This window comes from Streptomyces sp. NPDC051322 (genome assembly GCF_040689485.1).
GTDB lineage: Bacteria > Actinomycetota > Actinomycetes > Streptomycetales > Streptomycetaceae > Streptomyces.
Window position 1 is genome coordinate 491,906 of sequence record NZ_JBFBAK010000001.1, and the last position, 26,019, is coordinate 517,924.

Sequence of the window (26,019 nt, forward strand, 5' to 3'; positions counted from 1 at the left end):
CCCTTCCGCCTTGTCAGTGCTTACGGACTCGCCGAGGCCGGCGATTGCGCACCGCCACCGCGCCCGCCGCCAGCACGGCCGCCAGTCCGCCGCCCGCCCCGAGCAGCGGCCAGGCACTGCTGTCGGCGCCGGACCCGTCGGACCGCGCCGCCTGCGCCCCGTTGGCCGGGGCCGCCGCTGCCGCGTGGGAGGCGGTTTCGCTGAGCGGCTCCACGAGCGTGCCGATGGGCGTGACCTTCGTCGCCGCCCGGAAGCCCCAGTCGAGGAGCGCCTGGGTGTCCTTGTACACGGCGTCGTAACCGACTGCCGGATGCATCACGGTGACCAGCAGGGTCCGGCCGTCCCGGGTGGCGGCGCCGGTGAAGGTGTTGCCCGCATGGGTGGTGTAGCCGTTCTTGACGCCGATCATGCCCTGGTAGACGCCGAGCAGGCGGTCGGTGTTCTGGATCTGGAAGCTCTTGCCGCGGCGCCCCGGGAACTCGGCCACCCGCATCCCGCAGTATCCCCGGAACTGCTCGCTCCGCAGGCCGTGCCGGGCGAACAGCGAGAGGTCGTACGCGGATGACGTCTGCCCGGGGTGGTCGTAGCCGTCCGGGCTGACCACATGGGTGTCGAGTGCCTGCAGGTCCTTGGCCTTCGCGCCCATCTCACGCACCGTCGCCGCCAGCCCGCCGTTCATCGAACTCAGCACGTGGACCGCGTCGTTGCCCGACCGCAGGAAGACCCCCCGCCACAACTCGTCGACGGTGTACGTCGTCCCGGCCTCGACCCCCACCAGGCTGCTGCCCTCCGGTACGGACGCCAGGTCGGCGGCGGTGACCCGGTACTTCTCGCTTCCGCTGAACTTCGGCAGCACGGTGTCCGCGAACAGCATCTTCAGCGTGGAGGCCGGCGGCAGCCGCCGGTGCGCACGGTAGGCGGCCAGCACCTCGCCACTGTCGTAGTCGGCCACCAGCCACGCCTGGGCCTCGGCGCGCGGCAGCTTCGGCGCACCGCCCAGCCGTCTCACCTGCACACCGCCCAGGCCGAGCCGTTCACCCCCCACCGCGGTGGCGGCCGAGGCAGGGGCGCCTCCGGCGAGGAGCGCGGCGGGCACGGCAGCGGCGGCGAGGCCGAGCACTGCGCGCCGTGAGGGCGAAGCGTTGCTGGTCACCTGGCTGATCGTACGAACCCGGCGGCCGGGTGGGAACGGCGGGGCAACGGACCGAGCGGCCCGGCGACACCAAACGAAAGCGAAACTTTTTCGTGGAAGATATTGTCACCAATTTCGTCAGCGGTTAGTTTGGCCATCAGCCCACCCCCTTCACGAGGAACCGCGATGATCATCGACTGCCACGGTCACTACACGACCGCCCCGCCGCAGCTGGAGGCATGGCGCAATCAGCAGATCGACGGACTCGCCGACCCGTCACTCGCCCCCGCCCGCGCGGATCTGCGCATCAGCGACGACGAACTGCGCCGGACCATCGAGTCCAACCAGTTGCGGCTGATGAACGAGCGCGGCATCGACATGACGGTCTTCTCGCCCCGCGCGTCGTTCATGGCGCATCACATCGGTGACTTCACGACCTCTGCCGAGTGGGCGGCCATCTGCAACGAGCTCTGCTTCCGGGTCAGCAGCCTCTACCCGGAGCGCTTCGTCCCCGCGGCGATGCTCCCCCAGTCGCCCGGCGTCGACCCCGCCACCTGCCTGCCGGAGCTCACCCGCTGTGTGGAGGAGTACGGCGCCGTCGCACTGAATCTCAATCCGGACCCCTCGGGCGGTCACTGGACCGCGCCGCCGCTGACCGACCGCTCGTGGTATCCCGTGTACGAGAAGATGGTGGAGTACGACATCCCGGCGATGGTCCATGTCAGCACCAGCGTCAACCCCGCGTTCCACACCACCGGGGCGCACTACCTCAACGCCGACACCACGGCGTTCATGCAGCTCGTCCAGGGCGACCTGTTCGCGGACTTCCCCACCCTGCGCCTGATCATCCCGCACGGAGGCGGAGCGGTTCCCTACCACTGGGGCCGATTCCGCGGTCTGGCGGCGGCACTCGGAAAGCCGCCGCTGGAAGAGCACGTCCTGGGCAACGTCTTCTTCGACACCTGCGTCTACCACCAGCCCGGTTCGGACCTCCTGTTCGACGTCATCCCCGCCAGGAACATCCTCTTCGCCTCGGAAATGATCGGTGCGGTCCGCTCCATCGACCCGCGGACCGGTCACTACTTCGACGACACCCGTCGCTATGCCGAGGCCGCCAAGCTGCCGGCGGACGACCTCGCCGCGATCCAGGAACACAACGCCCGCGCCGTCTACCCCCGCCTTGACGCCCTGCTGCAGCGCCAGGGCCGCTGAGCCGCGGCTCCCCGCACGGCAGGTGGCCGATCACGGCCGCCTGCCTCCCCCACACGTCCTGGCTGCTGAAAGACCGGAGGAATTCTTCGTGAGCGCCCTCTCCCCCAAGACGCCCGGTTGGCTGGACTGGTACCGGAACCCCTCGCGTCCGGCGTTCCGGCTGCCACCGGGAACCGTCGACGCCCACTGCCACGTCTTCGGCCCGCAGGCCGATTTCCCGTTCGCGCCGGAGCGGAAGTACACGCCCTGCGACGGTGGCAAGGCCGACCTGTTCGCGCTCCGCGACCACCTGGGGGTCACTCGGAACGTCGTCGTGCAGGCCACCTGCCACGGCGCGGACAACACCGCGATGGTCGACGCCGTCCGGGCAGCCGGCGGCAGGGCGCGCGGCATCGCGACCGTCCGTCCGGACGTCAGCGAGAACGAGCTGCGCGCACTCGACGCCGCAGGCGTGCGCGGAGTGCGATTCAACTTCGTACGGCGCCTGGTCGACACCTCCCCCAAGGAGGACCTGAGCACCATCGCGAAGAAGATCGCACCGCTGGGCTGGCACATCGTCCTCTACTTCGAGAGTGCCGACCTGCCCGACCTGGAAAGCTTCTTCGGCACACTGCCCACTCCGCTGGTGGTGGACCACCTGGGGCGACCGGACGTGACCCGTCCGGTCGACGGACCGGAGTTCGCCCGGTTCCTGCGCTTCGTCGACGACAACGACGTCTGGGTCAAGGTGACCTGCCCCGAGCGCCTCAGCGCGACCGGGCCGGCCGCCCTGGACGGCGAACAGCACGCCTACACCGATGTCGTGCCCTTCGGCCGGCATGTCGTGACGGAGTTCCCGGACCGGGTGCTGTGGGGCACCGACTGGCCCCACCCCAACCTCAACGACCACATGCCCGACGACGGCCTGCTGGCCGACTACGTGCCGCAGGTGGCCACCACCGCCGCGCAGCAGCGCAAGCTGCTCGTCGACAACCCGATGAGCCTCTACTGGCCCGGCGAAGACCTCTGAGGTCCCCGCGACCGAACCGCGACCGAACCGGACCGACTACTTCGACACAAGGGCCACCCCATGCGACACTCCAACGCGCTGAACCGGCTGGACAGACTTCCGATATCCCGGTTCCACAAGGTCACTCTGCTCGCCGTCTCCTGCGCCTACTTCTTCGAGTTCGCGGACATCAACAGCTTCGCCACCACCGCGCCGAAGCTGATCCACCTGTGGGGCGTCACGGTCGACCAGATCGCCTACGTCACCTCGCTGTCGTTCGTGGGCATGTTCCTCGGGTCGATCGTCGCCGGGGCCGTCGCCGACCGGTGGGGCCGCAAGCGGGCACTGCTGTGGACGACGCTGTCCTTCGGCCTGTTCTCCTTCGTGTCGGTGTTCTCCTGGGACATCGTGTCCCTCGGCGTGTTCCGCGTCCTCACCTCGGCGGGCCTGTCCGCGATGACCGTCGTCGCGGTCATCTACGTCAACGAGATGTACCCGTCCGCGGTCCGCGGCAAATACCAGGCGTACGCCATCGTCATCGGCATCTGCGGCACGCCGGCCACCAACCTCATAGCCAGCGCCGTCGTACCGCTCACCGACTGGTCGTGGCGGTTGGTCTACCTCTGGGGTTCGCTGGGCCTGCTGCTCGTGCTGTTCACCCGGCACCTGAGGGAATCACCCCGCTGGTACGAGAGCCGGGGCGACCACAGCGGCGCGGACGCCGTGCTGCAGGAGATCGAGGCGCGCGTCGCCGCGGAGCAGGGCCCCCTCCCCGAGCCTGCGCCGCCCGTCGAGGAAATACCGTCGGCCAAGGCGCCGTTGCGCCTGCTGCTGCAGAAGAAGTACCTGTTCCCGACGCTGCTGCTCACGGTGTTGTGGGTGACGCAGACCATCGGCTTCTTCGGCTACTCGAGCTGGGCGCCCACCTTGCTGACCAAGCAGGGATTCAGTGTCGAGAAGTCGGTCTTCTACGTGGCTCTCACCACGGTCGGCGCGCCGCTCGGTTCCTACCTGGCGTCCCTCGTCACCGACCGGTTCGAGCGCAAGTGGTGCCTGGTCGGCTTCAGCACGGTGATCGCGCTGTGCGGGCTGTTGTACGGGCTCACCTTCAACCCGGTGCTCATCGTGGTGTTCGGCTTCCTGGTGAACCTCTTCGAGCGCGGCTACACGGCGCTGGCCTACGCCTACTCCCCCGAGCTCTTCGACACCCGCAGCCGGTCGCTGGGGACCAGCATCTCCTACGGCCTCGGCCGGCTGTCGAACGCGGCCGGCCCCCTGATCGTCGCAGCTCTCTACACCAGCCACGGCTACCGGAGTGTCTTCTACTTCATCGCCGGCACCTGGCTGGTCGGCGCGATCGTCCTGGCCGTCTTCGGTCCCCGGATCCGCTCGGCACTCCGGGCCCCGGAGCAGCAACGGACGATTGCCGGTCAGGCCGCCCGGACAGCGTGACCGGTTACGCCGGGGCTGTCAGGCGTACGGCACGGCCGGGGGCGGCGGGGTCCAGCGGTTGGTCCGCGGGCCGGTGGAGGTGACGCCGTACGCGCCCTTGAGGTGCTCGGGGATGGCGTAGTGCATGACCCGGCCGCGGGTGAGCGAGCTGAGCTCGAAGAGGGTGGTGAAGTGACCGAGCCGGTCCAGGGCCCAGGCACCCAGGGGGGAGTTGTCCTCGATGCGTTCGAGGATTCCGAGCAGCGCGGGGGCGGCTTTGACGGCTGTGTCCCAGGCGGTCCGCGGGACGCGGAGCCAGTCCGCGCAGGTGTCGCCCATGAGGTAGCGGATGAGAGCGGCGACCAGTGGGTCCAGCAGGGTTCCGGGGACGACCTCTTCGTACAGGTCGATGAGTTGGCGGGTCAGCCTGGCACCTTCCTCGGACGGGCCCATGTGCCGGGTCATGTAGAGGTCCGAGAACTGCCGGGCGCTGTCGAGGTCGGCCGGGGCATGATCGAGGCCGATGCCGAGCATCGCGCCGACCACGCGCCAGGCGTAGAAGTAGGACTCCGCGCCGTCGACCGACATGTGGATGCCCAGGCGGTGCAGTGCGTCCAGGATCTGGATGGAGAACATCATCTGGCCGCCGATCAGATCCTCCTGACAGATCGGCGTGCCCAGCCCGGCCACGTCCCAGCGGTCCTCGCGGCTGAGGTGGTAGCGGATGGAGGCGTGCAGCAGCCGCACCTTCTGCGCGGCAGGGATGAACCGGCTGCCCGCCTCGAACGCGTCGGGCTGCATCAGGTGGACGACGAACTGTCCGGTCTCGGCCATGCGCCGTGAGGGGTAGTCCAGGGAGTGCGTGGCGCTGAGCAGCCTGGCCACATGCGGAACGACGTAGCAGGCAGGCATCGCGGCGAAGGACAGCGCGGTGGAAATGTGCACGTTGTTGTCGATGAAGAAGAGCCGGGCCTGCTCCATCCGGCCCCAGTCGACCCAGTCCGGTGGGGCGCTGGTCGCCTCCAGGTACTCGCGGGCGACGTCGGGGAGCCCGTCGGGGAGATCCTGGCCGACAGTGGAGAAGTAGCGCATCAGGGTGTTGAACTTGCCGACCTCGCCGCGCTCGAACAGGGTCTTCACCGTCGCGTCGGCAAGTTCGTCGCCCAGCAGCCGCAGGGCGTCCATGGACTCGTTCGTGTAAGGCGGGCAGGGCGTGGTCGCGTGAGGCATGGACATCGGGTCCTTTCGGCGGATCAGGACTGGCGGGCTGCGGCCGAGGCCACCAGGTGGAGCAGCGCGTCGGCAGCGCACGCCGGCAGATCCGCGCGGCCGATGGCATCGACCGCCTCCCGGGTGCGCCGATTGATCATTTCCTCGACGCGGGCGGGCGCTCCGGTGCGCTGCATGATCGCCCGCATCCGCAGCAGCGCGTCGTCATCGAGGTCGGACCGCCCGAGCAGGCCATCCAGTTCCGCACGCTCGGCGGCGGTCGCGGCCGACCAGGTCCGGGCGAGCAGGGCGGTGGGCCGGTTTCCGCTGATGTCATCCAGATTCGCCTTGCCGGTGCGGGCCGGGTCGCCGAACAGCCCGAGCAGATCGTCGCGCAGTTGGAACGCCTCCCCCAGAGGCAGTCCGTAGGCGGTGAAGGCCTTCATCACCGAGTCGGGCACACCCGCAAGCGCCCCACCGATGTGCAGCGGGTGTTCGACCGTGTACTTCGCCGTCTTGTACCTGATGACCTGCAGCGAACTGGCCGTATCGGGCCGGCCACCGGTCCGCAGGATCTCCAGGCACTCGCCGGCGATGAGTTCCCTGGCCATGACCGCCCACAGTCCCCTGGCCCGGGCCAGGTAGGCCGCCGGCAGGCCGCAGGAGGTGAACAGCTGCCCGGCCCACGACATCAGCAGGTCACCGGCGAGCATGGCCAGCGACCTGCCGCCCGCGGTGGAGCGGGCCCGGCCGGCGCAGGCCGAACGCAGGGCGATGTGTGCGGTGGGCCTGCCGTGTCGCACGGAGCTTTCATCGATCAGGTCGTCATGGACGACGGCTGCCGCATGCACCAGCTCGATCGCCGCGGCGGCCTTGACCAGCGCATCGCTGTCCGGTTGGCCGCCTGCCCGCCACCCCCAGTAGCAGAACGCCGCCCGCAGCCGCTTGCCTCCGGCCACCGCCGCGGCCAACTGCTCGGCCACCGGGAGCAGCTCGGCGTCCACTGCGACGAACTCCGCCGACTCGCGCTGGGTGAACTCCTGCAGAACGGCGTCCACTCGGGCACGGAGCGCGTCCTGCTGCTGCTCCTCGCGCAGTGCCCGCGTCCCGGCCATCGCATGCCTCTCAGGCATCGCACGCGTCTCAGGCATCATGCCGGCCGGGACGAGCCGCGGCGCACCGACGCGCCAGCAGCTCCATGTGCGGTTCGCCCAGGCAGACACTCCGCTCGAGTGCGAGCCGCCCCCGCGCCTTCATCTCCTCCTGACCGTCCTGAGCCAGTTCGGCCAGGTCCGACCGTCGTAACAGGCCCCGCGCTCCTCGCAGCACCGAACCAATGCCGCTGAGCATCAGGTCGGCCACCCCGGCAGCCACCAGCACGGCATCGCTCTCCCGGCCGTCCCGCCCGCCGTCGCCCGCTTGCGTCACGGCATCCCCCTCGCTCCCGGCCGGCGTGCACCGCCTGCCGCCGTCCGGGAGAGTCTGTCCAGCCCGCCGGGACTCCATGGCGCGCAGACCACATCGAGTGATCAATCCACGAACCGGCACGAAGAACGCCGCCGGTGCGGTACGTGGGCTGCCGCATTCCGGGCGGGCATGGCACGGAACGTGCGGGGTAGCCGGGATGCATTCCCGCCCCATCGCCGAGGACGGGAATGAACGGTGCAATTTTCCCAGAGCCCGAGGAGAAGCGTTGAGCGAGCAGAACATTTTCGTCATCGGTCTGAGTGATACCAATCTGCGCACGCTGGAGGCCGTGCCGGACGCGGGAAAGTACCGCTTTCATCAGCTGTTGACCATGGAAGAGCTGCAACACGGCGAAGTGTCCGTGCCCGAATTGCTGGAGAAGGCTCACCGCATACTCGACGCGTTCGACGGCACCATCGACGCGATCGTCGGCTTCTGGGATTTCCCGGTCAGCACCCTCGTCCCGCTGCTCTCGGAGCGCTACGGCACGCGGAGCACCAGCCTTGCGTCCATCGTCAAATGCGAGCACAAGTACTGGAGCCGGCTGGAGCAACAGAAGGTCGTCGATGAGCATCCTCGTTTCGGCATGGTCGACCTGGAAGCCGCCGATCCACGCCCCCCGGAGGGCGTCGGCTTCCCGATGTGGCTGAAGCCCGCGCTGTCCTACTCCTCCGAGCTGGCCTTCGGGGTCAAGAACGAAGAGGACTTCCGCGCCGCGGTGACCGAGATCCGGGAAGGCATCAGCCGGGTGGGCCGTCCCTTCGAGTACATCCTCGACCAGCTCGACCTGCCCCCGGAGATGAAGGGCGTCGGTGGTCAGGTGTGCCTCGCCGAGGAGGCGCTCACCGGCATCCAGGTTGCGGTGGAGGGCTATGTCCATCGCGGCGAGGTCACTGTTTACGGGGTGCTGGACTCGATCAACTACCCGGACAGTTCGTCCTTCCTGCGCCACCAGTACCCGTCCGCCCTGCCCGAGCCGGTCATCCGGCGGCTGCACGATGTCTCGCGGCGGGTGATGGAACAGATCGGCATGGACAGCGCCACCTTCAGCATCGAGTACTTCTACGACCCGGGCACCGACGCGCTCAACGTGTTGGAGATCAACCCGCGGCACTCGCAGTCGCACGCGGAACTGTTCGAATACGTGGACGGCGTCCCCAACCACCACAGCATGCTTCGCCTCGCACTGGACGAGGATCCCGGCCTGCCGCGAGGCGCGGGCCCCTACGCGATGGCCGCCAAGTGGTACTACCGGTGGTTCGCCGACGGTGTCGCGTACGGGGTCCCGAGCGAGGAGGCCATCCGGCGCATCGAACGGGAGGTGCCGGGCGTGCGGGTCGACATGATCCCCGAGGAGGGACAACGGCTGTCCCGGATGCCCGAGCAGGACAGCTACAGCTTCGAGGTGGCTCACATCTTCACCGGGGGTGACAGCGAGGAGGAGCTGCGGGAGAAGTTCGACCGCTGCGTCGCGTCGCTGCATCTCGCTTTCGACGGGGCCCCGTCCGCGGACCACCAGGAACAGCAGGACTGAGCCGCACCGAGAGAACCGTCGAGCACAAGGAGGACACGCGCATGCGTTTCGTGAGCAACCTGCCCTTCGCGACGATAGACGAGGACGTCACCGTTCCCATGTCGGACGGCGTGCACCTGTCGGCACGGATCTGGCGGCCGCGGTCCTCGGACGCCGAGCCGGTACCCGCGGTCCTGGAGTACATCCCCTACCGCAAACGCGACCTGACCTCGGTACGCGACTCCCTGCACCACCCGTACATCGCCGGCCACGGCTACGCCTGCGTCCGCGTCGATCTCCGCGGCACGGGAGAGTCGGAGGGGGTGCTCACGGACGAGTACCTGGAACGGGAGCAAGCCGATGCCGAAGAGATCCTGGCCTGGCTGGCTGACCAGACCTGGTGCGACGGCAGCACCGGCATGATGGGCATCTCGTGGGGGGCCTTCGCCGCGCTGCAGGTGGCCGCGAGGCAGCCACCCAGCTTGCGGGCGATCGTCATCTCGTCCTTCACCGACGACCGCTATGCCGACGACATGCACTACATGGGCGGCGCCATGCTGTCCGACAACCTGGCCGAGGCGGGCACCATGTTCGCCTACGCGACCTGCCCGCCGGACCCCGCAGCGGTCGGCGAGCGCTGGCGTGAGATGTGGCACGAGCGGATGGAGCACAGCCGTCCCTGGGTGCTGGAATGGCTGCGGCACCAGCGCCGCGACCCCTACTGGGAGCACGCCTCCGTCTGCGAGGACTACGCGAGCGTGCGCTGCCCGGTCCTGGCCTCCAGCGGATGGGCGGACGGCTACTCCAACGCCGTGACCCGCCTGCTGGGACATCTGGACGTGCCGCGCAAGGGACTGATCGGCCCCTGGTCCCACAAGTTCCCGCACCTGGGCGAGCCGGGGCCCGCCATCGGCTACCTGCAGGAGGTCGTCGCCTGGTGGGACCACTGGCTCAAGGGCGTCGACAACGGCACCATGGACGGGCCCATGCTGCAGGCGTGGATGCAGGACAGCGTGCCGCCCTCCACCTCGTACGAGGACCGGCCCGGCCGTTGGGTCGGCGAGCCGGCGTGGCCCTCACCGCACATCGAGACGACGAACCACCCGCTGAGCCGGCACCGCATCGGGGCGCCCGGCGAGACCGCGGACGACACGGAGGCCCTGACCGTGCGCTCGCCGTTGTCCGTCGGTCAGTTCGCCGGCAAGTGGGCCTCCTACAACGCGCCGCCCGACCTGCCGTACGACCAGCGCGAGGAGGACGGCGGCTCCCTCGTCTTCGACACGGAAGCGCTCGCCGAGCAGGTCGAGATCCTGGGCTCTCCCAGCGTCGACCTCGACCTGTCCGTCAGCGAACCGGTGGCGATGGTGGCCGCCCGGCTCTCCGACGTGGCCCCGGACGGCAGTGCCACCCGTGTCACCTACGGTCTGCTCAACCTCACCCACTGCGACTCCGCCGGGAACCCCCGGCCCCTCGAGCCGGGCAAACGGTACCGGGCGACGGTCCACCTCAACGGTGTCGCGCAGGCCTTCCCGCCGGGCCACCGCATCCGCCTGTCGCTCTCCACGTCGTACTGGCCGCTGGCCTGGCCACCGCCCCGACCGGTCCTGCTGAGCGTCCACGAGGGTTCCAGCACCCTGAACCTCCCGGTGCGCCCGGCCCGTGAACCCGACCACCTGCCCCAGCGCCCCTTCGGCGAGCCCGAGGGCACACCACCCCTCGCGACCACCCAGCTGACACCACCGGAGCAGCGCTGGGAGGTCAGGCGCGACCTCATCGACTACCACTCGGCGCTGGAGATCGTGAAGGACCGCGGCCTGGTGCGCTACGAGGACATCGGCCTCGACGTCGGCCTGCGTGCCTACGAGCGGTACGCCGCCGTCGCCGACGACTTCACCTCCGTCAGCGGCGAGGCCACCTGGACGATGCGCTTCCACCGGGACGACTGGGACGTACGGGTGGAAACCCGCACCGTGCTGCGGTGCAGCGAAACGGAGTTCTTCGTGGACGCCACACTCGACGGGTACGAGCACGACCGCCGGGTGTTCTCCCGCACCTGGAACGAGACCCTGCCCCGCGACCTCCTCTGACCCGGCCCACTACACCCGCGCCCGGCAAGCGCCCTTCGCTACACGGATGCGGCGCGGTGCGCGGCCGACCGGACCGCATCCGGGCGCGGGTGCCGGTCCGGACGCCAGGTGGCGACGAGAGCCACGGCCAGTAGAAGGTCGGCGATGTCGCCCGTCCTGAAGCCGCCGTAGATCATCTGCGAGATCACCGCGTGGGTCGCGACGGCAACGCCCAGGCAGACCGGACGGGCCCGTACGCCGGGTGGTGCGGCCAGGAAGCCGACCGTCCGCCATCGCCCCCAGCCCCGAGTGGGATTGTGGCGGCGGGCGTGTCGGAGCCGGGCGGCCGCGGAGCGCGTCCCGCGAAACAATCACCGTACCCAACCGCTGCGTTCGAGTGCATCGCGGCCGGCGTCCTCCTGCTGCCCGCGCAGGCGCAGGCCGCTTCCGGCTCCGTTCACCCTTACCTGCTCGTACAACTCGACCCGGGTCGCCTACAAGAACTGCTGACCAGCGGAGCGCGGCTCGTCCCGAACTCCGTTGATTCGGGGCCTATGTGACGCATAGTCGCATTCGCCCGGCGCCTTGCGCTGTACACGCCAAAGCCTCACACTGCACGCGTCCGGACAGCGAGTTTCCATTCCAGCTGAGCGGACGGTCGTTGCCCGTTGCTGTCCGGACGGGGGTCGGCACGCGTGGTCCGTGATGCCGCTGGGCGCCGGCGGCTGCCGTGAGGGAGCTCGAGATGTCGTTCTGGAACGCAGGAACCGCGTCGACACGTCTGGGCGGCGGCATTGTCGCCCTTGCCGTGAGCACGGGCATGGTCATTGCCGCGGCACTTCCCGCATCAGCTGTCAACTCGTACAACGCGACCCCCGCTCCGGAGCGGACCGAGGTCGGCGTGCTGCTGGCTCAGTGGGACGACGACGCGAACCCTTCGACACCCGACACCGTGGACTGGGTGTGTTCGGGAACCATGGTCGACAGCGACACCTTCGTCACGGCCGGACACTGCACCACCGACTGGCCCGCCGGGGTGCGCTTCTACGTGTCTCTGGACCAGGACGTGCAGTCCGGTCTCGACGCGGCGGCCGGCGCACACCCGGGGGACCCGTCGGCCGTCGCGGCGGCGGTGGGGGTCGAAGGGACCGCACACACCGACCCGGCCTACCCCGGCCCGTCCTCCGACCCGCACGACATCGCCGTGATACAGCTGTCTGCCGAAGCAGTGGCCGCGCGGTGGGCGTTCACCCCCGCAAACCTGCCCCGGGCGGGAGAACTCGGCGCTCTCGGGCCCCAGCGGCTGAACGCCACCTCGTTCCTGGTGGCCGGCTACGGCACCCAGGAGGCCACCCGCGGACCGGGCGGTCAGACGCATCCGGGCGGCGGCGTCCGGCTGAAGGCACCGGTCACCTTCGACGCGCTCAACCCGTCCTGGGTCCGACTGGCTATGACGGCGCCGCAGGGCAACGGCGGTGCCTGCTACGGCGACTCGGGCGGTCCGAACTTCGCCACCCTGGACGGCAGATCGGTGCTCGTCGCGACGACCATCACAGGCGACTCCCCCTGTTACGCGACCAATGTCGCCTACCGGCTCGACTCGCCGGCCGCTCGGGCGTTCCTCGCCGGTTTCGTCAGCCTTCCCTAGCGCGGCCCAGTCGTTCGCTCGGCGCGCGGCGGACACGGCATTCCTCCTGGGCCGTGACGTCGAGGTCTCACAGGAGTACCTGGCTACGGCGGAAGCGACGTCCGCTCCTACCGGAGCGGATCGCCTGCCGGGGTCGAGAACCCGCTCGACCACTATCAGAGGAGAGTCATATGCGAATGCGCGCACGGCTGTTCAGCATAGGTGTGGCGACGTTGGCGGCGATCCCGCTCGCGGCGCTCGGCACCGCTGAAGCCTCGCACGCCGCGGTCCAGCCCGCCCGGGCGAAGACCGCGCACTCCTGCGCCGCCCCCCAGGCCGGTCACGCCTCCTGCAAGGCGATCGTCCGCACCGACCTCAGCTCCACGAGATCGGTTTCACCGCAGGCCGCGCCCGCCGGCTACGGGCCCTCCAGCCTCCAGTCCGCCTACAATCTGCCCTCCGCGACCGCGGGTTCGGGACGTACGGTGGCCATCGTCGACGCCTACGACGACCCGACCGCCGAAGCCGATCTGGCCGTGTACCGCAGCCAGTTCGGCTTGCCCGCCTGCACCACGGCCAACGGCTGCTTCAAGAAGATCGACCAGCGCGGTGGCACCAACTACCCGCGTAAGGACGGCGGCTGGGCCCAGGAGATCTCGCTGGACGTCGACATGGCATCAGCGATCTGCCCGAACTGCCACATCCTGCTGGTCGAGGCCAAATCCTCCAGCTTCGCCAACCTGGGCGCAGCGGTGAACCAGGCCGCCGCGACCCCCGGCGTGGTGGCGATCAGCAACAGCTACGGCGGTTCCGACGCCTCGGACGCCAACTACGGGTCGTACTACAACCACCCCGGCATCGCCGTCACGGCCAGCTCGGGTGACAACGGGTACGGCGCGAGCTATCCCGCTTCTTCGCACTATGTGACCGCAGTCGGCGGCACGACGCTCAACACCGCCTCGAACACCCGGGGCTGGGCCGAGACCGCGTGGAGCGGCGCAGGCAGCGGATGCTCGACCTACAACGCGGCGCTCAGCGCGGCCGCCTCCTTCAACACCGGCTGCACCAAGCGGGCCGAGTCCGACGTGTCCGCCGTCGCCGACCCGTCCACCGGTGTGGCCGTCTACGACAGCACCGCGTACCAGGGCTACTCCGGCTGGATGGTCTTCGGCGGCACCAGTGTCTCCTCCCCCGTCATCGCCTCGGTGTACGCGCTCGCCGGCAACACCGCCACGGTCGACAACAACTACCCGTACACCCACTCCTCCGCGCTGTGGGACGTCACCTCCGGGAGCAACGGCACCTGCCCGACTTCCCAGTGGTGCACCGCCCGTACCGGCTGGGACGGCCCCACCGGCCTCGGCAGCCCCAACGGCATCGGCGCCTTCTGACCCACACCCGGCCGGTCACCGGCACCGGGTCGGCGGGCATCCCTACCCGCCGCACGTCGCGGGTCCGGGGCGGGTAACTGCTCAAGAAGGGCCTCTGACGCAGGTCAGAGGCCCTTCCGAGGGCAAAGCCGCGGATGGGCGGCAGACGAGTCGGGCTGTACGCCGGGTTCTGTCGCCCGGTCGCCTCGCGGCGGCCGGGGAGACGGCCATCCATCTAGGACCGGCATTGCTGCCGGCCTCCTGCGGTCTACCCGCGAACTCGGGCGGGCAGCCCTCGAACGTTCGCGCAAGGCCGTCTTGCGACGGCCTCTCTTGACCTTGCTCCAGGTGGGGTTTACCTAGCCGCCTGAGTCACCTCAGGCGCTGGTGGTCTCTTACACCACCGTTTCACCCTTACCGGGGACCGAGGTCTCCGGCGGTCTGTTTTCTGTGGCACTGTCCCGCGGGTCACCCCGGGTGGCCGTTAGCCACCACCTTGCCCTGTGGAGCCCGGACGTTCCTCGGGAAGATCCGGAGGATCTCCACGCGGCCGTCCGCCCGGCTCGTCTGCCGTGTTGACCATGCTACCCGGCCCGGCGGGGCGCTCAGACGAAGTCCGCGGTCTCCAGGTCGAAGGCGAAGGGGGCGGGCAGCGCGACGGTTTTGCCGAAGGGGATCGTGCAGTGCTGGCGGTAGTCATCGTTCTCGGGATCGCTGAAGAGCGTCACCGAGGATGCCTCACGGTCGACGAGGAGGTAGAGCGGGATATCACCGCGGGCATAGCAGCGGCGTTTACCCTCACGGTCCGCCTGCGGCTTGCTCGATGTGACCTCGACCACCAGCGCCACGCCCTCGCACGGCATCCAGGGATCGGCGCCCCGGTACAGCCGCAGGTCCCGGGGGGCGAAGGTTCCATCAGGGATCGCGTGGTTCTTCGGACAGCCACCACCGCTCCTCAGCTTGAGGCCCTTGTTCCCCGCGAATTGCATAGGCGTACTGGAGCGTCGGATGACCTGTTCCAGTACCAACCCGATGTAGTCCTCATGATCCCCGTCCGGCGGAGGCGTCACGACAATCTCCCCCTCGATCAGCTCGGCCCGAAAGCCCTCCGGCGTTTCCAGCGCCAGGAAGCCATCCAGCAGGACCTCCGCCTGCGTGAGCGGTTCATGCGGCATGGCAGTCATGTCACGCCCCTTCCTCGGTCGCTCGCCAGACTGGGACATCAGCGGATCCACCGTCCGTGACTTGGGGGTTCTTCCCCGATCGTGGCACACCGGGCAGGAGATGGACGGAACTACGACCGGGACGATCCGCGCCTTTACCCTTGCGGTTGCCGCAGCTGCTGTACGTCCGAAGGAGAACCGCCGTGCTCGTGCTCTTGCCGCCGTCCGAGGGGAAGGCCGCGAGCGGCTCCGGGGCCCCGCTCAAGCCCGAGTCGCTTTCGCTTCCCGGGCTGGCCGCCGCGCGCGCCACGGTGCTGGACGAGCTGGTCGAGTTGTGCACGGCGGACGAGGAGAAGGCGCGGGCGATTCTCGGGCTGAGCGAGGGGCTGCGTGGCGAGGTCGCCAAGAACGCCGGGCTCCGGACGGCCGGGGCGCGGCCTGCCGGGCAGGTGTACACCGGGGTGCTGTACGACGCGCTGAGTCTCGCTTCGCTGGACCCGGCCGCCAAGCGCCGTGCCGCCAGGTCGCTGATGGTCTTCTCGGGGCTCTGGGGCGCGGTGCGGATCGGTGACCGTATCCCCTCCTACCGCTGCTCGATGGGCGTGAAGCTGCCGGGGACCGGGGCGCTCGGTGCGTACTGGCGCGGGCCGATGGCCGACGTCATGCCGGAGGTGGCGGGCAACGGGCTGGTGCTCGATCTGCGGTCCGCCGCCTACGCGGCGGCCTGGAAGCCGAAGGGCGAGGTCGCGGAGCGTACGGCTTCCGTGCGGGTGCTGCACGCGCCGACCCGGAAGGTGGTCAGCCACTTCAACAAGGCGACCAAGGGGCGGATGGTCCGCGATCTGCTGCTGGCGGGCGCGGCGCCGGCCGGGCCCGCCGAGCTGGTCACCACCTTGCGGGAGCTGGGGTACGAGGTCGAGGCGTCGGCCCCCGAGAAGAGAGGGAAGCCGTGGGAGCTGGATGTGCTGGTGACGGAGATCCACTGAGTCGTTGCATCATGCGCAACGCGCGTTGCGCACTGCGTGCGCGGCGGGGCAGGATGACGGTATGACTTCCGTGCTCGACCTTGCCCCCGTTGTCCCTGTCGTGGTGATCGACGATGCCGTCGACGCCGTACCGCTGGCGCGGGCGCTGGTTGCCGGCGGGCTGCCCGCGATCGAGGTGACGTTGCGGACCCCCGCGGCGCTGGACGCGATCCGGGCGATCGCCGCGGAGGTGCCGGACGCGATGGTCGGCGCGGGCACCGTGCTGTCCCCCGGGACGGTCACCGGCTCGGTCGCCGCGGGTGCGCGGTTCCTGGTCAGCCCCGGGTGGTCGGAGCGGCTGCTGGGATCGATGCGGGATTCCGGGGTGCCGTTCCTGCCGGGTGTCTCGACCACGTCGGAGGTCGTGACGCTGCTGGAGCGCGGGATCACCGAGATGAAGTTCTTCCCCGCGGAGGCCGCGGGTGGCACGGCCTACCTCAAGTCCTTGAACGGGCCGCTGCCGCAGGTCCGGTTCTGCCCCACCGGCGGGATTTCGCTCAGTTCGGCGCCGTCGTATCTGGCACTGCCGAACGTGGGATGTGTCGGGGGCACGTGGATGGTGCCTGGCGACGCGGTTGCCGCGCGTGACTGGCAGCGGGTGGAGGAACTGGCGCGGGGCGCGGCGGGTCTTCGGGCCGGGGCGCCGTCCGCGAGCGCCGGCCGCGCCTAGAGCGGCCGGCGCAAGGAGGCGGCCAGGGTCCGGCCGCAAGCCTCACCGCAGGTGCGACGTGTCGTTCAGCAGCCGTACCGACGCGTTGCCGTCCGCGTAGTACGCCACCTCCGAGACGGACGCGGCCGACAGTTCCATCCGGAACAGCGACTCGGGTGGCGCGCCCAGTGCGAGGCGGACCAGGGTCTTGATCGGGGTGACGTGGGTGACGAGCAGGACCGTGCGGCCCGCGTGACGGGCGAGCAGCCGATCGCGGGCGGCCGCGACTCTGCGGGCGACCGCGGTGAAGCTCTCGCCGCCGGTCGGGGCGGCCTTCGGGGAGGCGAGCCAGGCATTGAGGTCGTCAGCGTACCGCTCGCGCACTTCGCCGAACGTCAGACCCTCCCAGGCGCCGAAATCCGTTTCGCGCAGGCCGTTCTCGATGGTGACGTCGAGCCCGAGGCGGCCGGCCACCACGTCCGCCGTCGCACGGCAGCGGCGTAGTGGTGACGAGACGACTGCCTGGATGGAGCCGCCTTCGGCGAAAGCGGCGGCGGCCCCTTCCGCCTGGGCGCGGCCGGTGGCCGACAGCTCGGGGTCCGTGCCGCCACTGCCGGAGAAGCGTTTCTCCGGGGTGAGTGCGGTCTCGCCGTGTCGCAGCAGGACGAACGTCGCAGGGGTGCCGAGGTCCGCCGGGGCCGCCCAGCCCACGGTGGGCGCGGCCGGCGTGCCGGCCGGAGCGGCCAGGTCCGCGGTGGATGCCGAGGGTTCCCACTGCTTGCCCCGACTGCCCGCGTCCATCGCCTCGTTGGCCAGCCGGTCCGCGTGCTTGTTCCGGGCGCGCGGGATCCACTCGTAATCCACCCGGTCCGCCGGCACCAGCGCCGCCGCCTCCGCCGCCAGCGGCTTCATGGCGGGGTGCTTGATCTGCCAGCGTCCGGACATCTGCTCGACGACGAGTTTGGAGTCCATCCTGACCCGGATCCGGGCCGTCGGGTCCAGCGCAAGGGCGGCCCGCAACCCGGCGATCAGACCCCGGTACTCGGCCACGTTGTTGGTGGTGACGCCGAGGTACTCCGCGGCCTCGGCCAGCGTTTCGCCGGTGTCCGGGTCGAGCACCACAGCGCCGTACCCGGCGGGCCCCGGGTTGCCCCGGGAGCCGCCGTCCGCCTCGACGACGAACGTCCGCATCAGATGCCCGAGTCGGCCGTACGCACCAGGATCCGGCGGCAGTTCTCGCACCGCAGGACCGTGTCCGGGGACGCCGCCTTGACCTCGTTGACCTCGGTGATGTTGAGCTCCAGGCGGCAGCCTTCGCAGCGTCGCTGGTAGAGCCGGGCGGCACCGACGCCGCCCTGCTGCACCCGCAGCTTCTCGTACAGCTTCAGCAGGTCGGCGGGGACGGAACCGGCGACGACCTCGCGCTCCTTGGTGAGCGTGGCGGCCTCCCGGTCGATCTCGCCGGCCGCCGTGTCGCGGCGGGCGGTGGCGTCCTCGACCTTGCCCTCCACCGAGGCGACCCGCTCGGTGAGTTCGGCGGCCCGCTCCTGCGCGGACTCGCGGCGCTCCATGACTTCGAGGACCACGTCCTCCAGGTCACCCTGGCGCTTGGCGAGCGAGGCGATCTCGCGCTGGAGGTTCTCCAGGTCCTTGGGCGAGCTGACCGCACCGGAGTCGAGCCGCTGCTGGTCGCGCTGCGAGCGCTGGCGGACCTGGTCGACGTCCTGCTCCGCCTTGACCTGCTCGCGGGCGGTGTCGCTCTCCTCGGTCTGCACGGCGACGAGCAGGTCCCGCAGCTGGGTGAGGTCCTTGGTCAGGGAGTCGATCTCGGCGTGCTCGGGAAGCGACTTGCGCTTGTGCGCGAGCTGCGACAGCCGTACGTCGAGGGACTGGACGTCGAGAAGTCGGATCTGGTCGGCGTGCGCGGCGTTCAGTTGGGGGCTCCAGAAGTATCGGGGTCGGTGGCCGCGGCGTGGGCGGTCCAGGGATCTGTGACCGTACGGGAAACGTGGGTGCGCAGACCCCATCCGTTCCGGTCGGAAATTTCGTCGAGCTGGGCGGCCGCCTGCGTGCACCAGGGCCACTCGGTGGCCCAGTGCGCCGCGTCGACCAGGCCGAGGGCCGAGTGCTGCACCGCCTCGGACGCCGGGTGGTGGCGCAGGTCGGCGGTGAGGAAGGCGTCGACGCCCGCTGCCCGCACCTGCTCGAAGAGGCTGTCGCCCGATCCGCCGCTGACCACGACGGTGCGGACCTGGGCGTCGGGGTCGCCGGCGATCCGGATGCCCTGCGCGGTGGCGGGCAGCCGCGCCGCGGCACGGGCGGCGAATTCGCGGAGAGTCACGGGGTGGTCGAGCTCGCACACCCGGCCGAGGCCCCGGCAGCCGTGCGGGTCGTCCGGAGCGGGCACCAGCGGTCGCAGCACCCGCAGATCCAGCGCACCGGCGAGTGCGTCGGAGACGCCCGGGTCGGCGGTGTCCGCGTTGGTGTGCGCGACGTGCAGGGCGATGTCCTGCTTGATCAGCGTGTGCACGACCCGGCCCTTGAAGGTGGAGGCCGCGACCGTCGTCGTACCCCGCAGATAGAGCGGGTGGTGGGTGACGATCAGCTGAGCTCTCAGCTTCACCGCCTCGTCGACGATGTCCTGAACGGGGTCGACCGCGAAGAGGACCCGGCTGATCTCCGCGTCCGGATCGCCGCAGACCGTGCCCACGGCATCCCAGGATTCGGCCCGCTCGGGGGGCCAGAGGGCGTCGAGCGCGGAGAGGACTTCAGACAGACGGGGCACGGTTACAGGTTACCCGCGCCACGTGCTCCGGCCGCCGGTCGGTCCCGGGACGGCACGGGCAGCGCGGGAACGGTGGCGGCACCCCTGCTGAGTCCGGGCGCCGAGCACAGCCGCCGCCCGGTGCGCAGGGGAATTCGCCGACGGCCACCCGTATGTGTGAAGTGGCGCGTCGCGGTCGGGTCGGCAGGGCGTACGAAAACTAGCTTCGGTGTCCGGAGGTGACCGCATCATGACCGCCCCGGCTACGAAGACCGCTGTAGAGAGCGGTGCTGCCCGGCAGATGGCTTTCACCATCGCCCATGACGGGTCCTACGCCGCCCGGCTGGCCCGTCATGACACGGACGCCTGGTTCCCCGAGCGCTGGACGCTGGACGGGCCGGAGCCGTACGCGGTGCGACTGCCGGGCAACCAGCCCGAGGAGCCGGACTCCGACGTCCTGCCGCTCGCCGACGGGCGGGTGCTGATCCGGCGGTTCACGGAGGGGCGGCACACCTTCTCGCTGCTGTACCCGACCGGCCCCGGCACCGGCGAACTGCCGCTGGGCACCCTCGAGTGCGAGCAGCTGACCCTGCTGCCGCCCGCGCCCGGCGGCGCCTGCGCCTACGCCCTGCAGCCGGGTGAGCACACGACCACGGTGTGGCTGGTCGCAGGCGGTGCCCACGGGCCCGAGTACGTCACCGATGTGCCGGGGCGGTGCACCGGCGGGGTGTGGCTGGACCGGGCCGGCCGGATGCTCGCTCTGGACCGGGAGATCGACGGGGTCACCAAGGCGGTGGCGGTCGATCTGGAACGCGGCGGGGAGGTGACGCCGCTGCTGCAGATCACCGAGGCCAGCGACGACCGGCTGCTGCTGGCCGACCCGGACAGCGGTCTGCTGCTCGTACGGTCGGACGCACCGGGGTGCGAGCGGCTGGGCTGGGGGGTGCTGGGGAGCCGGCGGCCGGTGCGCTTCCCCGAGTGTCTGCATCTGGAGGACGCGCTGCTCTCACCGTTCGCGGTGCAGCCGGGGCAGGTGCTGATGCCGGAGAGTTGCGGTGTCGCGCTGCGGATCGACAGCGGGGCGGCGAGCTGGCTGGGCGTGTGGCGGCCCGCCGGACGCCGGTTGCTTCAGCTGGCCGGGCCCGCGGGCTGGCTGTCCGGCGCCGGATTGTGGAGCAGGGACGGGGTGCTCCGGCTGCCGTACGCGACCGGCACGGTGCCCTGTGGAGTGGTCGACATCGAGCCGTTCGCGGGCGCTCCGGTCGACACCCCCTTCTACCCGGCGCACGACCACGCGGCCGATGGTCCGACTCATCCGATCACAGAACCTGCACAAACGGATTTCGCAGGTCAGGAACCATTCGGCCCCCCGGAGACTCCTGTGGTGTGCAGGCCCGTACCGTTGCAGCAAGCTCCTCTGCGGAGCGGTCCGACAGCCGGCCGGAATTTCGGGCCTGCACATATAAGTAGCGATCACACGGGGTGATTTCCCACATGTCTGAAGCCCGCACCGACACGGCCCAGACGCGTCCGCAGCCTGCGGCCGCCGACCGGGGCGAAGCCGGAGGCTCCGGAAAGCATCGAGGGGGTGCGGCTCCCACCGAGGCATCGGCGACGGAGACCAACGGTCGCCATCGCCGCTCGGCGGAGCAGCACTCCAACGCGGCCTGACTGACACTGCTGCGCGTACGACCGGGCGAGGGCCGGTTCCCGTTACGGGAACCGGCCCTCGCCGGGTTACGGGCACCCACCTCCGCCGGGTTACGGTCACCGGCCCCCTCGCCGGCTCAGTGGTGTTCGACGACGGTGTCGGCGAGGACCGGCGCATCGTCCCGCTCGACGGCCGAGACCGCCACCTCGACCCGGCCGGGCGACTGCCACATCCGCAGTCGGAGCGTCTCGCCGGGAAAGACCACGCCGGCGAAGCGGGTGCGGTACGCGTCGACCCGGGCGACTTCGCCGCGAAGGAACGTGTCGACGACCGCCTTGAGGGTGATGCCGTACGAGCAGAGCCCGTGCAGGATCGGCCGGTCGAAACCGGCGCGCTCGGCGAACTCCGGGTCGGCGTGCAGCGGGTTCCAGTCGCCGGAGAGGCGGTAGAGCAGCGCCTGGTCGGGGCGGATCGGGCGTAGTTCGGTGCGGTCGGGCTCCCGGTCGGGAAGCGCGGACCGCACCGACGGGCCGCGTTCACCCCCGAAGCCGCCTTCGCCGCGTACGAAGATCTGGGAGTCGCTGGTCCACAGCGGGCCCGAGTGGTCGGCCACCTCGGAGCGCTGCACGATGACCGCCGCGCTGCCCTTGTCGTACACGGCCAGGACCCGGGAGGTGGAGACCGCCGATCCCCTGACGGGGATGGGCCGGTGCAGGGTGATGGTCTGGCCTCCGTGCAGCACCGCGGCCAGGTCGACCTCGATGCCGGGTGCGGAGAGGCCGGTGGCCAGGGCCATTTCGCCACCGGCGACGGTCGCGAAGCTGGGCACGACCTGCAGCCGGGATTCGAGGGTGTAGCGCAGTTCGCCGGGGTCGGTGGCGGGCAGGCCGGCGCCGATGCCGAGATGGTAGAGCTGGATGTCCTTGTGGTCCCAGGTGATCTCGCGGGAACGGGGCTCGGCGGCGACGGCCCGGGCGGCGTCCATGGGCATGTGGTGGCGTACTCCTCGACGGTGAACGGGCTCGACAGCGAACGGGGCTCGGCGCGACCGTCCGGGCGGGATGGCAGGGGCACCGGGATAAGCAGGGTGTACACCGTACGCCCGTGACATTTGTCCCGGCCGAGTCCGTACATGCGCATCTGCCCACGGTCGGTGCGCGCTCCGTAGCGTGCTGGGTATGACGCAGACATCAGACACCGGCCTCGCGGTCAGCTTCGCCGGGGCGGTCAAGACCTTCGGCACGATCCGGGCCGTGGACGGCGCCGACCTGGAGATCAACCGCGGCGAGACGGTGGCGCTCCTGGGGCGCAACGGGGCCGGCAAGTCCACCACCATCAGTCTGCTGCTGGGGCTCGACGCACCGGACGCCGGAGAGGTGCGGCTGTTCGGTCGCGATCCGGAAGAGGCCGTACGGGCCGGGCTGGTCGGCGCGATGCTGCAGGAGGGCCGGCCGATCCCCCGGGTGACGGTGCGCGAACTGGTCGCCTTCGTGGCGAGTACCTACCCGGACCCGCTGCCGGTGGACGAGGCGCTGGATATGGCGGGGCTCGGCGAGCACGGTGCGCGCCGGGTCGACAAGTTGTCCGGCGGCCAGGCGCAGCGGGTCCGCTTCGCCGTCGCGCTCGCCGGGAACCCGGAGTTGATCGTTCTGGACGAGCCGACGGCGGCGCTCGATGTGGAGGCCAGGCGGGCTTTCTGGGACTCGATGCGGGCCTACGCGCGGCGCGGCAACACCGTGCTCTTCTCCACTCACTATCTGGAGGAGGCCGACGACAACGCGGACCGCATCGTGGTCATCGACCGGGGCCGGATCGTCGCCGACGGCAGCTCCGAGCTGATCAAGCGCTCGGGGGGCGGCAGCCTGGTCTCCTTCGATCTGGCGGGCCGCAGCACCGAAGGGCTTTCGCTGCTGCCGGGCGTCAGCTCGGTGGAGATCCGCGGCGACCGGGCGTCGCTGCGGACCGACGACTCGGACGCCACGGTGATCGCCCTGGCGGAACTCAACGCGATCCGCGGCCTCGCCGTCGCCCCGGCGACCCTCGAGGACGCCTTCCTGTCCCTCACCTCGCACGCGTCCATTTCCGAGAAGGCGGCTGTCTGATGCTGGAGTACATCACGCTCGAAGTGCGGCGCACGCTGCGTGACGCCGGGTTCGTCATCTTCGGCATCGGGATGCCGGTGATGATGTATCTGCTGTTCACCAACATCGGCGCCACCGGCGACGCCGACTCGGACGCCTGGAAGATCACCTCGATGGTCGGCATGGCCGCGTACGGCGCGCTGGGCGCGGCGCTGGGGGTCGGCACCGGAGTGGCGTCGGACAAGGCCATCGGCTGGCTGCGCCAGTTGCGGGTCACCCCGCTGGCACCCTCGAAGGTGGTGCTGGGGCGGGCGATCGCCGGTTCGGTGACGGTGCTCCCCGGCATCCTGGCGGTGCTGGCGGCCGGCGCGCTGATCAACGGCGTACGGCTGGACCTCTGGCAGTGGGCGGCGCTCACACTGCTGCTGTGGGCCGGCGCGCTGCCCTTCACGCTGCTCGGCATCGGCAACGGTTACCGGCTGACCGCGCAGACCACCGGTGTGGTGAACGTGGCCTCGCTGATGGGGCTCGCCATCGTGGGCGGCCTCTGGTTCCCCGTCGATGCCTTCCCCGGCTGGCTGCGGTCCGTCGCCCGCTACACGCCGACCAACCGCTTCGCCGACCTGGGCTGGTCCACCGCCGCGGGCAGCGCGCCGGGGCTCACCACCGTCGCGGTTCTCGTGGTCTGGCTGCTGGCGTTCGGTTCGTACGCGGTGATCTCGTACCGTCGGTCCGCGAGGACCGTGTGACAGGAGTAGCGATGTCGAACAAGCTGGCCGAACTGAGGCGGCGGCGCGCGCAGCGGCTGAAGCATCAGCGGGAGCACGGGCGGCCCGGCCCGCCGAACGCGTTCGCCCTGCTGCCGTGGCTGCTGCTCGGCCTCGGCAGCTTCTCGAATCTGATCAAGGGCGAGACCCCGAACCCCTGGGTCGGCGGTCTGGGGCTGCTCACCTTCAACTCGCTCTACGTCTCGGTGACTTTCCGCGCCTTCAAGGAGAAGGGGGCGAGCCGGACGACGCTTGCGCTGCTCGGCATCCTGGCCGCGGTCACCTACGCGCTCGCCATCGGATACGGCAAGAACTGGCTGCTCTTCTTCCCGCTGCTCTCGCTGGCCGTCGGCACCACGCTGCGCGACAGACGGCTCAGCGTGGCGCTGGTCGTCCTCGGCGGCTCGGCCGGCTACATCTCGGGGCAGGAGGGGCACAGCCCCTGGGACCCCTGGACCCTCGGCTACGGCACGTTCATCTCCGGAGCCGTGACGGCCGCGATCATGACGCTCTCCGAGACCGTGATGGAACTGCGTGCCACCCGGCAGGAACTGGCCCGGACCGCGGTGGAGAAGGAGCGGCTGCGGTTCTCCCGTGATCTGCACGACCTGCTCGGCCACACGCTCTCGGTGATCGTGGTGAAGTCGGAGGCGGCCCGCCGGATCGCTCCCCGCGACATGGAGGCCGCGCTGGCTCAGGTCGCCGACATCGAGACGGTCGGCCGGCAGGCCCTCACCGAGATCCGGGAGGCGGTCACCGGTTACCGCGACGCCAGTCTCGCCGACGAACTGGACCGGGCCCGCTCCGCGCTCACCGCGGCGGGCATCGAACCCGTCGTACGGCAGTCGGGGCCGCCGCTGGAACCGGAGAGCGCCGCGCTGCTCGGCTGGGTCGTCAGGGAAGCGGTCACCAACGCGATCCGGCACAGCGGGGCGACGCGTTGTGAGATCACCGTGGACGGCGGCACCGGCGAACGGGTACGGCTGGTGATCAAGGACGACGGGCGCGGCGTAGGCTCAGCACCACCCGGCAGCGGACTGAAGGGCCTCACCGAGCGCCTCGCGGCGGCGGGCGGCTCGCTGGACGCCGGTCCCGGTCAGCGGAGCGGCTTCCGGCTGGTGGCCGAACTGCCGGTGAGCGAACTGCCGGTGCCCGGACGGCCGGGGTGCGCGGACCGAGCGCCGGACACATCAGAAGAGTTGGAGCCCAGCGAATGATCCGAGTCCTCCTCGCCGAAGACCAGGGAATGATGCGCGGCGCACTCGCCATGCTTCTCGGGCTGGAGGAGGACATCGAAGTGGTCGCCCAGGTGGCCACCGGTGACAGGATCGTGGACGCGGCCCGCGAAGCGTCGCCCGACGTGGCACTGCTGGACATCGAACTGCCCGGTCGCAGCGGGCTGGACGCCGCCGCCGATCTGCGCACGGCGGTCCCCGGCTGCCGGGTGCTGATCCTCACCACCTTCGGCAGGCCGGGCTATCTGCGCCGGGCGATGGAGGCGGGGGCGGCCGGCTTCCTGGTCAAGGACGGCCCGGTGGAGGAACTCGCCGCAGCGATCCGCCGGGTGCTGGCCGGGGAGACGGTCATCGATCCGGCGCTCGCCGCGGCCGCGCTGAGCGCGGGCCCCAGTCCGCTGACCGCCCGCGAGTGCGATGTGCTGAACGCCTCCGTGGACGGCGCGACGGTCGCCGACATAGCGGGGAAGCTGCACCTGTCGGAGTCGACGGTCCGCAACTACCTGTCCTCGGCGATCGGCAAGACGGGGACCCGCAACCGGATGGAAGCGGTCCGGTCCGCCCGCCGACAGGGGTGGCTGTAGCGGCCGACGCGGCCGGGACAGGTGACGCAGATCACCCGCTCTTACCCAGCGTTTATCGGAATATCCGAGCGTGGTCGGACGGTTT

At 70.4% G+C, this 26,019-nt stretch carries 23 protein-coding genes, 1 other RNA gene and 1 pseudogene; 14 read left to right on the forward strand and 11 right to left on the reverse strand.

The window, feature by feature from the left end; genetic code table 11:
• Positions 1–13: 13 nt before the first annotated feature.
• On the reverse strand, positions 14–1,153 hold the full coding sequence (locus AB0436_RS02225; protein ID WP_366465729.1) for a serine hydrolase: 1,140 nt from the start codon (positions 1,151–1,153) through the stop codon (positions 14–16).
• Positions 1,154–1,318: 165 nt separating this feature from the next.
• Between AB0436_RS02225 and AB0436_RS02230 the strand changes: the two genes are divergently transcribed.
• From AB0436_RS02230 to AB0436_RS02240, 3 genes are all read left to right on the forward strand, one after another.
• Positions 1,319–2,344 carry an amidohydrolase family protein gene (locus AB0436_RS02230; RefSeq protein WP_366465730.1) on the forward strand — a complete coding sequence of 342 codons (1,026 nt, stop codon included), beginning with the start codon at positions 1,319–1,321 and terminating at the stop codon, positions 2,342–2,344.
• A gap of 88 nt (positions 2,345–2,432) precedes the next feature.
• Positions 2,433–3,353, forward strand: coding sequence for an amidohydrolase family protein (locus AB0436_RS02235; protein ID WP_366465731.1), 921 nt, complete (start codon positions 2,433–2,435; stop codon positions 3,351–3,353).
• Positions 3,354–3,413: 60 nt separating this feature from the next.
• Entirely contained in the window at positions 3,414–4,784 is a 1,371-nt protein-coding gene (locus AB0436_RS02240; protein ID WP_366465732.1) for an MFS transporter, read from the forward strand.
• Positions 4,785–4,802: 18 nt separating this feature from the next.
• On the opposite strand, the gene AB0436_RS02245 is transcribed toward AB0436_RS02240, so the two are convergent.
• The 3 genes from AB0436_RS02245 to AB0436_RS02255 are packed head-to-tail and all read right to left on the reverse strand — an operon-like array spanning position 4,803 to position 7,400.
• Entirely contained in the window at positions 4,803–5,993 is a 1,191-nt protein-coding gene (locus AB0436_RS02245) for an oxygenase MpaB family protein (RefSeq protein ID WP_366465733.1), read from the reverse strand.
• 23 nt (positions 5,994–6,016) lie between these two features.
• On the reverse strand, positions 6,017–7,105 hold the full coding sequence (locus AB0436_RS02250) for a polyprenyl synthetase family protein (RefSeq protein WP_366465734.1): 1,089 nt from the start codon (positions 7,103–7,105) through the stop codon (positions 6,017–6,019).
• A 10-nt stretch (positions 7,106–7,115) separates the two neighbouring features.
• Positions 7,116–7,400: a polyprenyl synthetase gene (locus AB0436_RS02255; RefSeq protein WP_366465735.1), complete on the reverse strand. Its 285-nt coding sequence runs from the start codon at positions 7,398–7,400 to the stop codon at positions 7,116–7,118.
• Positions 7,401–7,665: 265 nt separating this feature from the next.
• Between AB0436_RS02255 and AB0436_RS02260 the strand changes: the two genes are divergently transcribed.
• Together AB0436_RS02260 and AB0436_RS02265 are read left to right on the forward strand one after the other, a co-directional pair.
• Positions 7,666–8,973 (forward strand): ATP-grasp domain-containing protein, encoded by a 1,308-nt coding sequence (locus AB0436_RS02260; RefSeq protein ID WP_366465736.1) that lies wholly within the window; start codon positions 7,666–7,668, stop codon positions 8,971–8,973.
• 41 nt (positions 8,974–9,014) lie between these two features.
• Positions 9,015–11,039: a CocE/NonD family hydrolase gene (locus AB0436_RS02265; protein WP_366465737.1), complete on the forward strand. Its 2,025-nt coding sequence runs from the start codon at positions 9,015–9,017 to the stop codon at positions 11,037–11,039.
• A 38-nt stretch (positions 11,040–11,077) separates the two neighbouring features.
• Here the strand turns inward: AB0436_RS02265 and AB0436_RS02270 are convergent.
• Positions 11,078–11,281: pseudogene (locus AB0436_RS02270) on the reverse strand (hypothetical protein); the annotation flags it as partial.
• A 482-nt stretch (positions 11,282–11,763) separates the two neighbouring features.
• Between AB0436_RS02270 and AB0436_RS02275 the strand changes: the two are divergent.
• Positions 11,764–12,666 (forward strand): trypsin-like serine protease, encoded by a 903-nt coding sequence (locus AB0436_RS02275; protein WP_366465738.1) that lies wholly within the window; start codon positions 11,764–11,766, stop codon positions 12,664–12,666.
• A gap of 170 nt (positions 12,667–12,836) precedes the next feature.
• Positions 12,837–14,036, forward strand: coding sequence for a S53 family peptidase (locus AB0436_RS02280; protein ID WP_366465741.1), 1,200 nt, complete (start codon positions 12,837–12,839; stop codon positions 14,034–14,036).
• A 142-nt stretch (positions 14,037–14,178) separates the two neighbouring features.
• Here the strand turns inward: AB0436_RS02280 and rnpB are convergent.
• Positions 14,179–14,581, reverse strand: an RNA gene (gene rnpB / locus AB0436_RS02285) — RNase P RNA component class A.
• A gap of 39 nt (positions 14,582–14,620) precedes the next feature.
• Positions 14,621–15,190, reverse strand: coding sequence for a Uma2 family endonuclease (locus tag AB0436_RS02290; protein WP_366466128.1), 570 nt, complete (start codon positions 15,188–15,190; stop codon positions 14,621–14,623).
• A gap of 191 nt (positions 15,191–15,381) precedes the next feature.
• Between AB0436_RS02290 and yaaA the strand changes: the two genes are divergently transcribed.
• Together yaaA and eda are read left to right on the forward strand one after the other, a co-directional pair.
• Positions 15,382–16,164 (forward strand): peroxide stress protein YaaA, encoded by a 783-nt coding sequence (gene yaaA / locus AB0436_RS02295; RefSeq protein ID WP_366465743.1) that lies wholly within the window; start codon positions 15,382–15,384, stop codon positions 16,162–16,164.
• Positions 16,165–16,225: 61 nt separating this feature from the next.
• Positions 16,226–16,873: a bifunctional 4-hydroxy-2-oxoglutarate aldolase/2-dehydro-3-deoxy-phosphogluconate aldolase gene (gene eda / locus AB0436_RS02300; RefSeq protein ID WP_366465744.1), complete on the forward strand. Its 648-nt coding sequence runs from the start codon at positions 16,226–16,228 to the stop codon at positions 16,871–16,873.
• 42 nt (positions 16,874–16,915) lie between these two features.
• Here the strand turns inward: eda and AB0436_RS02305 are convergent, their stop codons facing one another.
• From AB0436_RS02305 to AB0436_RS02315, 3 genes are read right to left on the reverse strand one after another with little or no spacing between them, the layout of a single operon-like run.
• Positions 16,916–18,046, reverse strand: coding sequence for a bifunctional RNase H/acid phosphatase (locus tag AB0436_RS02305; protein WP_366466129.1), 1,131 nt, complete (start codon positions 18,044–18,046; stop codon positions 16,916–16,918).
• On the reverse strand, positions 18,043–18,786 hold the full coding sequence (locus tag AB0436_RS02310; protein WP_366466130.1) for a C4-type zinc ribbon domain-containing protein: 744 nt from the start codon (positions 18,784–18,786) through the stop codon (positions 18,043–18,045). Before AB0436_RS02310 ends, AB0436_RS02305 begins: the two co-directional genes overlap by 4 nt.
• On the reverse strand, positions 18,783–19,637 hold the full coding sequence (locus AB0436_RS02315) for a Nif3-like dinuclear metal center hexameric protein (protein ID WP_366465745.1): 855 nt from the start codon (positions 19,635–19,637) through the stop codon (positions 18,783–18,785). Before AB0436_RS02315 ends, AB0436_RS02310 begins: the two co-directional genes overlap by 4 nt.
• A gap of 229 nt (positions 19,638–19,866) precedes the next feature.
• On the opposite strand from AB0436_RS02315, the gene AB0436_RS02320 reads away from it, so the two are divergent.
• Entirely contained in the window at positions 19,867–21,102 is a 1,236-nt protein-coding gene (locus AB0436_RS02320; RefSeq protein WP_366465746.1) for a hypothetical protein, read from the forward strand.
• Between the two features lie 301 nt (positions 21,103–21,403).
• Here AB0436_RS02320 and AB0436_RS02325 read toward each other — a convergent pair whose 3' ends face one another.
• Positions 21,404–22,258, reverse strand: a complete 855-nt coding sequence (locus AB0436_RS02325; RefSeq protein ID WP_366465747.1) for a MaoC/PaaZ C-terminal domain-containing protein — start codon at positions 22,256–22,258, stop codon at positions 21,404–21,406.
• 187 nt (positions 22,259–22,445) lie between these two features.
• On the opposite strand from AB0436_RS02325, the gene AB0436_RS02330 reads away from it, so the two are divergent.
• Genes AB0436_RS02330 through AB0436_RS02345 form a run of 4 tightly spaced genes read left to right on the forward strand, consistent with a single transcriptional unit; the run spans position 22,446 to position 25,934 of the window.
• Positions 22,446–23,369: an ABC transporter ATP-binding protein gene (locus AB0436_RS02330; protein WP_366465748.1), complete on the forward strand. Its 924-nt coding sequence runs from the start codon at positions 22,446–22,448 to the stop codon at positions 23,367–23,369.
• Positions 23,369–24,097, forward strand: coding sequence for an ABC transporter permease (locus AB0436_RS02335; RefSeq protein ID WP_366465750.1), 729 nt, complete (start codon positions 23,369–23,371; stop codon positions 24,095–24,097). The genes AB0436_RS02330 and AB0436_RS02335 overlap by 1 nt, the downstream gene beginning before the upstream one ends.
• Before the next feature lie 11 nt (positions 24,098–24,108).
• Positions 24,109–25,332: a sensor histidine kinase gene (locus tag AB0436_RS02340; protein ID WP_366465752.1), complete on the forward strand. Its 1,224-nt coding sequence runs from the start codon at positions 24,109–24,111 to the stop codon at positions 25,330–25,332.
• Positions 25,329–25,934: a response regulator transcription factor gene (locus tag AB0436_RS02345; RefSeq protein WP_366465753.1), complete on the forward strand. Its 606-nt coding sequence runs from the start codon at positions 25,329–25,331 to the stop codon at positions 25,932–25,934. The genes AB0436_RS02340 and AB0436_RS02345 overlap by 4 nt, the downstream gene beginning before the upstream one ends.
• Positions 25,935–26,019 lie beyond the last annotated feature (85 nt).

Coding starts and splice junctions, on each gene's coding strand:
- AB0436_RS02345 (WP_366465753.1), top strand. CDS start 25,329: ATGATCCGAGTCCTCCTCGCCGAAGACCAGGGAATGATGCGCGGCGCA.
- AB0436_RS02335 (WP_366465750.1), top strand. CDS start 23,369: ATGCTGGAGTACATCACGCTCGAAGTGCGGCGCACGCTGCGTGACGCC.
- AB0436_RS02265 (WP_366465737.1), top strand. CDS start 9,015: ATGCGTTTCGTGAGCAACCTGCCCTTCGCGACGATAGACGAGGACGTC.
- AB0436_RS02280 (WP_366465741.1), top strand. CDS start 12,837: ATGCGAATGCGCGCACGGCTGTTCAGCATAGGTGTGGCGACGTTGGCG.
- AB0436_RS02320 (WP_366465746.1), top strand. CDS start 19,867: ATGACCGCCCCGGCTACGAAGACCGCTGTAGAGAGCGGTGCTGCCCGG.
- AB0436_RS02245 (WP_366465733.1), bottom strand. CDS start 5,993: ATGCCTCACGCGACCACGCCCTGCCCGCCTTACACGAACGAGTCCATG.
- AB0436_RS02230 (WP_366465730.1), top strand. CDS start 1,319: ATGATCATCGACTGCCACGGTCACTACACGACCGCCCCGCCGCAGCTG.
- eda (WP_366465744.1), top strand. CDS start 16,226: ATGACTTCCGTGCTCGACCTTGCCCCCGTTGTCCCTGTCGTGGTGATC.
- AB0436_RS02290 (WP_366466128.1), bottom strand. CDS start 15,190: ATGCCGCATGAACCGCTCACGCAGGCGGAGGTCCTGCTGGATGGCTTC.
- AB0436_RS02275 (WP_366465738.1), top strand. CDS start 11,764: ATGTCGTTCTGGAACGCAGGAACCGCGTCGACACGTCTGGGCGGCGGC.
- AB0436_RS02340 (WP_366465752.1), top strand. CDS start 24,109: ATGTCGAACAAGCTGGCCGAACTGAGGCGGCGGCGCGCGCAGCGGCTG.
- AB0436_RS02250 (WP_366465734.1), bottom strand. CDS start 7,105: ATGCCTGAGAGGCATGCGATGGCCGGGACGCGGGCACTGCGCGAGGAG.
- AB0436_RS02330 (WP_366465748.1), top strand. CDS start 22,446: ATGACGCAGACATCAGACACCGGCCTCGCGGTCAGCTTCGCCGGGGCG.
- AB0436_RS02325 (WP_366465747.1), bottom strand. CDS start 22,258: ATGCCCATGGACGCCGCCCGGGCCGTCGCCGCCGAGCCCCGTTCCCGC.
- AB0436_RS02240 (WP_366465732.1), top strand. CDS start 3,414: ATGCGACACTCCAACGCGCTGAACCGGCTGGACAGACTTCCGATATCC.